The 10138-nt window shown below is 70.4% G+C and carries 5 protein-coding genes and 1 pseudogene; 5 read left to right on the forward strand and 1 reads right to left on the reverse strand.

Annotation, left to right across the window (positions count from 1 at the left end; translation table 11 throughout):
* The coding region (locus ABT116_RS34755; RefSeq protein ID WP_351642201.1) for a tryptophan 2,3-dioxygenase family protein at positions 1-817 on the reverse strand (817 nt) is incomplete at its 3' end.
* A 158-nt stretch (positions 818-975) separates the two neighbouring features.
* Here ABT116_RS34755 and ABT116_RS34760 point away from each other — a divergent pair.
* From ABT116_RS34760 to ABT116_RS34780, 5 genes and pseudogenes are all read left to right on the forward strand, one after another.
* A complete protein-coding gene (locus tag ABT116_RS34760) occupies positions 976-2175 on the forward strand; it encodes an ABC transporter substrate-binding protein (protein ID WP_351642204.1) in 1200 nt (399 codons plus the stop codon).
* Positions 2176-2203: 28 nt separating this feature from the next.
* Positions 2204-3028 carry an FAD binding domain-containing protein gene (locus ABT116_RS34765; protein ID WP_351642206.1) on the forward strand — a complete coding sequence of 275 codons (825 nt, stop codon included), beginning with the start codon at positions 2204-2206 and terminating at the stop codon, positions 3026-3028.
* A gap of 6 nt (positions 3029-3034) precedes the next feature.
* Positions 3035-5794, forward strand: coding sequence for a molybdopterin-dependent oxidoreductase (locus tag ABT116_RS34770; protein WP_351642210.1), 2760 nt, complete (start codon positions 3035-3037; stop codon positions 5792-5794).
* Positions 5791-8949, forward strand: coding sequence for an amidohydrolase family protein (locus tag ABT116_RS34775; protein ID WP_351642213.1), 3159 nt, complete (start codon positions 5791-5793; stop codon positions 8947-8949). The genes ABT116_RS34770 and ABT116_RS34775 overlap by 4 nt, the downstream gene beginning before the upstream one ends.
* 710 nt (positions 8950-9659) lie before the next feature.
* A pseudogene (locus ABT116_RS34780) lies at positions 9660-10106 on the forward strand (hypothetical protein); the annotation flags it as partial.
* Between the last annotated feature and the right edge of the window lie 32 nt (positions 10107-10138).

Raw genomic sequence — 10138 nt, forward strand, 5'->3', positions numbered from 1 at the left:
GCCACCGCGCCGTACTGCGGAACCAGTACGGCCGATCCGGGCTCGGCTCGCCACTGCCCGCACGCGGTCGCGACGGGCGTCCGGCTTCTCGGCAGTTGGCTCCCGATCGACGGAGCTCCCGCCCTCGAGGTGCGTGCGGCCTTGCATATGGCCGGCACCCAGTTGCTTGCGCGTCTGCAGAACCACCTGGAGGATGCGCCCCGACTGGGCGATGAGGAGCTGACCAGGCTGTGTCACGCGGCGGGGTTCCCGCGGTGCTGGCGCGCAGATGGGCCAGTCCCGAAGTTCCGCCTGTGCCGGGCTGGTCACCGATCATCCGCTCGACCAGGAGCAGATGCCGCGTCTGCCAGCGGACGACGGCCGCCCGCAGTGCCTGCAATGCGGCGGGCGCCTGAGGTGTTCGGGCCTGCTGGGGTTCAGTCGGCGGGCCCAGGAGGTCCGGCGCGGCGATGCGGTGGAACAGTTGGGCGAACTGGCTGGACTGGGCTCCGCTGGCGTTGTCCAGCAGGGGGCGGAAGCAGGCGAAGCTGTCGGCTCTGAGGTGGTCCAGCAGCGCGAGGTGGTGCTCGAGGATGTCCACGAGTGCTGTGACCCGGCGCAGGGCCGTGGTGGCTTGGGTGTCCCGGCCTGCGTGTGCGTGGTCCGTGGCCCGGTGCAAATCCACCAGTGCCTGGCTGGCGAGGACTTCGGCGGACTGGTGCACGGTGATGAAGAAGTGCTCGTCCGCCCACTGTGTGGGCTGCTCCTCTGGTGTGCGAGGCCGCTGCAGATCGAGGAGATCGACAAGTCGCAGGTAGCAGGCGTAAGGCGTCTTCATGCACGCGATGATGACCGGCGGGGGCCATCAGTGTTCCTGTCGCCGCCCGGCGTGCCTGCGCATCACCCGATCGGCCCCCTTTGCCTGGCAGCGCCACCGGGGAGCCTAGCTGTGCACCGAGCGCCGAGTGCCGGCCAGGGATTTTGTCAGGGAGCATGATGAGCGAGTCACGTGCGGTTCGGGAGCGCGTCCTTACCGTGGGGGTGGCCGTTGCCCGTTCGGGACGGCTGAGATCCCTGGGCGATCCCTTGGACTTCGTACTGACATGGCTGGAGCCGGAGCTGGCCGGGCGGGGACCTGCCGGATACTCGATTCGGCTGGTGGGCCGGGACACCCGCTCCTGCGCCGAGGGGGCACGCCAGGCGGTCGAGGAGCTGGTCCGGGAGGAGAACGCGGCGATCGTCGTCACCCTGGCCGGTACCGAGGTGTTGCCGGCTGTGGCGGATGCCTGTGAAGCCGCCGCGGTGCCGTGTCTGTCGAGCACGTTTCCGTGGCAGGTGTACTACTACGGGCGCGGAGCGGACGACTACCGGCCCTTCGGCTGGACGTACCACTTCTGCTGGGGCTTGGACGACATCGCCGGTGTCTTCGCCGACCTGTGGGAGCGCGTGGACGGCTCGCAGCAGCAGGTCGGTTGCCTGTGGAACGACGGGCCGCAGGGAATGTGGTCGCGGCATCCGCGGCGCGGCTTCGCCGCGGCGGCCCGCTCCCGGGGACACCGGCTCGTGGAACCGGAGCCTTACCGGGAACCGGCCGCCACGCTGGAGGCGCACGTCAAGGCGTTCAGGGACGCTGAGATCGACATCGTCACCAGCGCCGCCACGGGTCGCGATCTCGCTCTGTTCCGTGCCGGGGCCGCGAAGGAGGGCTGGCAGCCGCGTCTGATCACGTGCTCGCGCTGGCTGGCCTACCCGCCGTCCGTCACCCGCGGGGGGAAACTTCCGGCGCAGGCGGGCGTGGGAACTCTGGCGTATTGGACACCGGCCCACCCCTACCGGTCGTCGGTCGACGGCATGACCGCTGCCGAACTCGCTGAAAGCTACGAGCAGGCGACGGGCCGTCAGTGGCTGCAGCCCCTCGGTCTGGCCTACGCCCTGTTCGAAGTCGCCACGCACGCGCTGACCGCGGCCGACGATCCCACCGACCGGCGCTCCATCGCCGCCGCCCTGGGCAGGACGCAACTGCACACCATGGCCGGGCTGCTCGACTGGACCCGCGGCCCCGTGCCCAACATCGCCACGGTCGCGCTGGCCGGCGGTCAGTGGCAGCCGGGCACGCGCCACGACTACGAGCTCGCCATCGTCACGCCCGGCCAGGTCGATGGACTGCCTGTCACCGGGGATCTCGTCACCTTCTGACCGACGTGGCGAAGCCTGGGAGGGTGCTATGGACCTGACGGCAGTGCGTGAGGTCGTCGACGGGCGAAGCGGGCTGCCCTGGCGGCAGGGGGATGCATGGCTAGCCGGCGGCACGGTCCTGTTCGCCGAACCTCGGCCCGGCCTGCGGCGGCTACGCGATCTGACCACCCATGGCTGGCCGCCGCTGACCATGACCGAGGCAGGGATCGAGGTGGGCGCCACCTGCACCATCACCGAGTTGCTGGCGTTCGCCGAAACGCCCGGTGCGCCGTGGCCGTCGGGACGGGCGCTGATCGCGGGCTGCTGCCGGGCCTTCTCGTCCTCCTTCAAGGTGTGGAACACCGCGACGGTGGGCGGCAACCTGTGCGCCGCCCTGCCGGCCGGCCCCATGATCTCCATGGCCGTGGCACTGAACGGCATCTGCCGGGTGCGCGGCCTGGACGGAGCAGAACGAGCCGTGCGCGTCCGGGACTTCGTCACCGGGCCCGGGTCCACGGTGTTGGCTCCGGGTGAGCTGCTGCGCTCGCTCACGCTGCCCGCCGAGGTACTCGCCGCGCGCAGTGTGATGCGCAGAGTCAGTACGCACGCGTGGGGCAGGTCGGTGGCGCTGGTCACCGGCGTCCGGGGGTGGCCCGAGGGAGGGCTGACCGTCGCGGTCACCGCCGCCACCACCCGACCGGTGGCCGTCTCCTTCGAGTGCGCGCCGTCCCCCGACGAGCTGCGCGGCAGCCTGTTGCCGGCGCTCCCCCGCCGCGTCCTGCTGGACGATGTCCACGGGAGGCCGCCTTGGCGCCGGCATCTGGCCGTGCGCCTGGCCGAAGAAGTCTGCAGCACCCTGGCCGAGGAGAGGTAGTCCCCGATGCCTTTCACCGTGTGTATCAAGGGCCGTGGCAGCGATCAGCGGCCCAGGGCTGGGCAGTGTCTGCGCACCTACCTGCGCGAGCAGGGCTGGACGGGGGTGAAGAAGGGCTGCGACAGCGGGGACTGCGGGGCGTGCACCGTGCACGTGGACGGCAGGGCCGTGCACAGCTGCCTGTATCCCGCCCACCGCATCGACGGGCGCACGGTGGCCACGGTCGAAGGCCTCGGCGCCGACGGCCGCCTGCATCCGGTTCAGGAGGCGTTCGCCCGGGCCCAGGGATTCCAGTGCGGCTACTGCACACCAGGGTTCGTCATGACCACCGCGGCCCTGAGCCAGGACCAACTGGAGGATCTCCCACAGGCCTTGAAAGGCAACCTGTGCCGCTGCACCGGCTACCAGTCGATCAGCCGGGCAGTACAGGCCGCAGCCACGCACGGCACGCCGTCGTCCGTTTCCCACTGCGCCCCCGGTCCCGCGGACCCGGCCGCCCGCGATGTCGTCACCGGCACCGCGTGTTTCACCCTGGACGGCCCCGAACCGGACGGCATGCTGCACCTGGCGTTGGTGCGCTCCCCGCACCGGCACGCCCGCATCCTGGACATCGACACGGCTGCGGCGCTCACCGTGCCGGGCGTGCACGCCGTCCTCACCCACCGGGACGCTCCCGTCACCCGCTTCTCCACGGCATTGCATGAGCGGAGCGAGGACGACCCGGCCGACCTGCGTGTCCTCGACGATGTGGTGCGTCATGTCGGCCAGCGCGTCGCCGCCGTCATCGCCGACGACCCCGCGCCGGCCCAGGAAGCCAGCCGTCTGGTCCGCGTCACCTACCAGGTGCTTCCCGATGTCTCCACTGCGGAGGAGGCGATGCGGCCTGGTGCCGTGCAGGTGGGTGACGGGCCCAACGTGATCGCGCACCTGCACCGGTCCACGGGCGACGTCGACGTCGGCCTGGCCGAAGCCCACACCGTCTACGACCACACCTTCACCACCCAGCGGGTCCAGCACACCGCTCTGGAATGCCACGCGACCCGGGTCTGGACGGACGGCGAGGGACGGCTGCGGGTGCACACCTCCACGCAGGCCCCTCATCTGGTGCGACGGCGCCTGTGTGACATCTTCGGCTTCGACCCGGAGCGGGTGCGGGTCACCGCGGGCCGCGTGGGCGGTGCGTTCGGCGGCAAGCAGGAAGTCCTGACCGAGGACATCACCACCCTTGCCTGCCTGCACACCGGGCGCCCGGTGCAGCTGGAGCTCTCCCGCACCGAGGAACTCACCGCGACCACCACCCGGCATCCCTTCCGGACCAGGGTCACCATCGGCGCGCGCCGTGACGGCACGCTCACGGCGATGCAGATCCACGTGCTCGCCGACACCGGCGCCTACGGCAATCACGGCCCCGGCGTGCTGGAGACCGGCTGTGCGGAGGGACTCGCTCCCTACCGGTGCCCGAACCTGACCGTGGACGCCTACAGCGTGCGCACCCACAACGTCCCCTCCGGCGCGTTCCGCGGCTACGGCGCCGCACAGATCGTCTTCGCCGTCGAATCCGCCCTCGACGACATCGCTCACGGTCTCGGTCTGGATCCGCTGATCATGCGTGAGCGTGCCTGCCTGCGACCCGCAGACCGGGCAGTCCTTCCCGGAGTGGGCGGACAGCCCCCCCTCATGGGGAGCTCCCTGCACGACGTACTCCACGCCCTGAGGCAGGTGCGTGAGGACCGCCGCCTCGAGCGCGAACGGCCTGCCCCACCACCCGGGAGTCACGTCGGCGAGGGCCTGGCCGTCGCCGCCCATCACAGCGTGCCGGCCGACGGCCACATCGCCCAGGCGAAGGCATCACTGGCTGCCGACGGCGTCTACGACCTCACCACCGGAGCCCCGGAGTTCGGCAGCGGCGCCGGCACCGCTCTGTGCCGTATCGCCGCCCGGGCGCTGGGCACTAGCACGGCACGCTTCCGGTTGCATCAGGGCGACACCGACCTCCTCGAACACGACACCGGAGGCTTCGCCTCCACCGCCGTGCGTCTTACCGGCCAGGCCGTCACCCGCGCCTGCCAGGAACTTGCCGGGCTCCTCATCGACACTGCAGCAACCCTCACCGGCACCCCACCAGAGGACTGCCGCCTCACCAAGGACGCCGTTGACTGCGCCGGAACGGTCCTGCCCCTCACCGAAATTCACCGCTACGCCCGGTCGGCCGGCCTGCGCCTCCAAGCCGAGGCAACGGCCGCCGCAGACGACGGCGACCTGTCCCTGTCCGTCAGCGCCCAGTGGTTCCGCATCTGCGTGGACCCGGACACCGGGATCCTCAGCGTCCTCGACAGCGTGCACATCGCCGACGCCGGACGCATCATCCACACCGCACAAAGCCGCGCCCAAGTCGAAGGAGCCGTCGTCCAAGGCCTCGGCTGCACCCTCAGCGAAGAACTCACCATCGACCCCGACGGCCACATCACCACACCCGACCTGCGCACCTACACCGTCCCGCGCCTCGGCGACTGTCCCCCCACCCATGTCCAGCTCATCGGCCGCGACAGCACAAGCGCCCCCAAACCTCTCGCCGAACTGGCCATCAACCCCATCTCTGCGGCACTCGCCAACGCCCTGCACCACGCCCTCGGCATCCGCATCCGCGCCCTTCCACTGCGCCCGGATTCCGTGTGGTCAGCCCTTGCGGCGGCTTCCTGCACGACCGGGACAGATGACGGCAGCGGGAAAAAGAGCCTGACCGTCCGAGGAGGCGAACCGTCATGAGTGCCCGTTTCATCAGCCGCCGCGGCTTCCTCAACTCCACCGCCGGCCTGACAACCGGCCTGACGCCCGGCATCCCACCGGTGGAAGCCCTGGCAACCGCCGCCGGTAACCCCGCAGCGGTGGTGACCTACCGTGAAATCACCGGGGGCTCGGTCACCACCAGCCGCACCGGCCAGAAGATGATCGCCGAGGTCCAAGGCGTGCTCTGGAGCATCCCGCTCGCAGGCGGGGCCGCCCAGCAGTTGACGGACTGGTCGCTGGAAGCCACGCGTCCGGCTCTCTCACCGAACGGCGAGACGATCGCCGTGTGCGGCTATCGCGGTGGAGGCTTCCACCTGTGGTCGCTGCGCAGCGACGGCTCCGGGCTGCGCCGGCTGACCGACGGGCCGTGGGACGACCGGTCGGTCGCCTGGTCACCCGACGGACGCATGCTGGCCTTCGCCTCCGAGCGCGGTGGCAGCGCGGTGGACGGCAGTGCCTATGGTGTGTGGACCCTGGATCTCACCACCGGCCACCTGACGCAGGTGACCGGTGGAGCGTTCGACGACATCGACCCCGCCTGGTCGCCCGACGGAAAGTCGCTGGTCTGTGTACGCGCCGCTCACCGGCCGGACGGCACCGGCGATGGTGGCCTGACGCTGGTCCGCGTCCCGGTGTCCGGGGGTGAGGTGAGCGTGCTGCATACGGTCGCGGAGGGCCGGCTGCTGTGCCCCTCCGTGTCGCCGTCGGGGAGGATCGCTTACCTGCACCTGTCGGGCACCTTCAACTCGCCCTCTTTGCCGGCTGCGCGGGCGGCACTGATGGTGGACGGCCACGTCGTGTCCGAGGACGAGGACCTGGCGGCCGCCCCGCCGTCCTGGCTGACGAACGAACAACTGCTGTACGTCGCCGATGGCACGATCCGCATCCGCACGCTCGGCACGCCCACCGTGCGCGATATTTCCTTCACCGCCCACATGTCCATGCCCCGCCCCATCTGGCAGGCCAAGCCCCGCACCAGCGGCGGGCGCCGCACCCCGGTCCGGGGCATTCACCGGCCGGTCCTGTCGCCGGACGGCCGGCATGCCACGTTCGTCGCCCTCAACGCGCTGTGGATGACGCCCATCGCAGGCACGCCCCGCAAGCTCCTCCAAGCCGCACCGGAACACCGCCTGCAGATGCCCGCCTGGGCGCCGGACGGCAGAAGCCTGCTGTACTGCACCGACCGCGATGGGCTGGTCGCCGTACGCCGCCTGCACCTCACCAGTGGCCGCGACGAGCTGGTGGCCGCAGACCGGCTGCAACCGGCCCTCTCCCCCGACGGCACACACCTGGCCGGCAACGACATCGCGGGGAACCTGCTGGTGCGGGACCTCACGACCGGCAGGGAACGCCTGGTGGCCAAGCCGCTGGCCACCGACGGCCCCCCGGGCACGCCCAGTTGGTCACCGGACGGACGGTACATCGCCTTCTGCGACCGCAACCGGCTCAACCACCGTTTCCGGGAGGGCTACCACCTCATCCGGGTCATCGACACAGTCACCGGCAGCGAACGGCGCCACCTGCCCGCCCCACACCAGTCATTGTCCGACCGCGTCGCCGCCGGCCCCGTCTGGTCACCCGACGGCCGCTGGATGGCCCTGGTCGCCGAATCCGTAGTGTGGGCCCTGCCCGTCACAACCGACGGCACCCCCACCGGGCCGGCCCTCCGACTGACCGACGAGCCCGCCGACCACCCCAGCTGGTCCGGCGACTCACGCACGTTGTCGTACCTGTCTTGTGGAGGGCTGCGGCTGATCACCCTGGACCGCAACGCCGTACCGAGCCGGACACGCACCCTGCCCACACCCCGCCTGACCACCCGCCGCAACCCTGCCGTAAGGCCACACGACAAACTCCGGGTCCACGCCGGCCAGTTGTGGGACGCGACCGGCGACCGTCTGCGCCAGGACGTCGACATCCTCATCCACGGCAACCGGATCACCTCCGTCGAACCCCACCGGGCACGCCGCCCCGGCCACCACACCATCGACGCCTCCGGCCAGACCGTCATCCCCGGCCTCTTCGACAGCCACACCCATCCCTACACCGCCACCTACGGCGCACGACAGAACCTCACCGCCCTCGCGTACGGCATCACCACCACCGCCTGCCTGGGCGCACCTCTGTACGAGTCCGTCCGGCTGCGAGAAGAAGCCGCCACCGGACACAGCCTCGGCCCACGCCACCTTGCCTGCGCCGAACTCATCGACGGCTCCCGCACCGCCTACAGCACCGGCCGCCCCCACCGCACCCGGGCCGGCGTCGAACGCACCCTGCGCCGGGCCATCGCCCTGGACGTCGACTTCATCAAAACCTACGTGCGCGCCTCAGGAGAGGCGATGGCTCAGGCAGCAGCGGCCGCGCACCGGCTGGGAGTGCCCTGCGGCAGCCACCTGTGCGCCCCCGGCCGCGCGGCAGGCCAGGACCTCACCACCCACCTGCAGGCCACCCAGCGCCTCCACTACGGGCACGCCACCACACCATTGGGCCACATCCACCAGGACCTGGTCGAACAGTACGCCGACGGCCTCTTCAGCCTGATCATCACGCCCTTCACCGCGCAGCCGCTCCTCGGCACCGACCCGTCGCTGGCCGACGACCCCCGCGTGCGGACCTTGATGCCCCCTTGGGACGTCGCCGCAATCCGCGACCAAGCGAAGACCCCGCCCACAGCGCGCCAGCAACAGCAGCTGACCGCCGAGATGGCCGGCTACCGGCGCCTGGCCGCTCACGGTGCCCGGCTCGCACTCGGAACCGACTCCCCTCTCGTCCCGGTCGGCTTGTCCCTGCATCTCGCCCTGCGCGCACTGCACTCCCACGGCTTCTCCCCCACTCAGGCACTGCACTGCGCCACCACCATCCCGGCCCGGCTCTTCGGCCGTGACGATCTCGGCACCGTCCAGGGCGGCAGCCTCGCCGACCTTGTCGTCGTCGACGGCGATCCCTTCACCGACTTCGCCGTTCTCGTCAAAACCACCCTCGTCATCCACGAGGGCATCCCCCGCCGCCAGGCCGACCTCGTATCGCTTCGCCAGGCCCCCGATTCCCGTCCACCACACGGCTCCACCTGGCTCGAGACCGCCCGCGCCATACAGCGCGGCTCCTGCTGCGATCACGGTCCGGACAGCAGTTAGATCCAGCACCCGATGCTGTTCGACGGCCGGGCCGGATCGTCATAGGCGACTCTTCGCAGGAGTCACGCGCGGGGCTTCCTCCGGTATGCGGCCAGCAGGAGAAGGGTTGTCCGCAGGCTCAGATCCAAGCCGCTTTCCTCTTGGTCGGAACAGAGTGACTAGGCCAGCTCCCCGGCCGACCCCGGCAACGGCGTAGGAGCAGACCTGCACGCATGCCCAAAAATCGCCGGAATGGGCGCGCCGACGGTTGGCTCGTCCACTGCCTGGGCGGCCTTGCGGGCTTCCAGGGCGACCGCGTCGGCGGTCCGGGAACGATGACTTCCTAACCCCCAGTAGGCGGGAGGCCGTCTACGCCTGCTGAATCGTGACGACGAGGCCGGCAGCATCATCGCCCGGCGGATCCGCCGCAGCCCACTGACGGCACTGCACGTGTTCGGTGACCTGTCGACTGAGCGCCCGACCGGCTTTTGTCTGTTCACCGGCTGGAGCGCTGCGACCGGGCCTGCCCGAAGGCCGCAGCGCCAGAGGCGGCAGCCGAACGGCCTACCGGCCCGCTCGAAAGGAGCATGCCTTTGACCGTAAGGGCGGCTGCGGTGGCCGGGACAACCGCACAGCTGAAACATGGCGATGGTGGTGCCCTGCCACGGCATGCAGTGCGGTGGCAGGGGTACTTCGTCCGCCTCAGTCCCCCTTGCCACGAGGAGCGCCCGGTGACCTTCAATCCGTTGGAGCAGCGGGGCATCCCGCTGGACCGCCAGCTCCGCAGCTGGCGCGAGCTGAACGTGGATCCCATCGACCCGGACCACTGCGACCCGTACACCCGCTGCCGCATCATCACGATGAACGGCATCGAGGTGGAAGCGATTCTCTTCAGCCACCAGCTGGCCCGCAACACGGTCGATCCGGAGGTCAAGCGGCAGCTGGCGCGGGTCCGCTACATCGAGGCCCAGCAGCAGAAGGTCGTGAACTGGCTGCTCCCGGGCGTCTCCTCGGTGCTGGAGACGACCATCGCCTACGAGCAGGTTGCGGTGGACCTGACGGCGTGGGTGGCGCGGATGGAGCCGGACCCCTACCTGAAGCAGGCGTACCAGTTCGGGGTGCTGGAGGACTTCGACCACCTGTACCGGTACGCGAACCTGTACGAGATGATCGCGCACGGGAGGACGCGTGATCACGCAGAGTGAGACGA

Source organism: Streptomyces sp. NPDC002130 (genome assembly GCF_040296465.1).
In the GTDB taxonomy this organism is placed as follows: domain Bacteria; phylum Actinomycetota; class Actinomycetes; order Streptomycetales; family Streptomycetaceae; genus Streptomyces.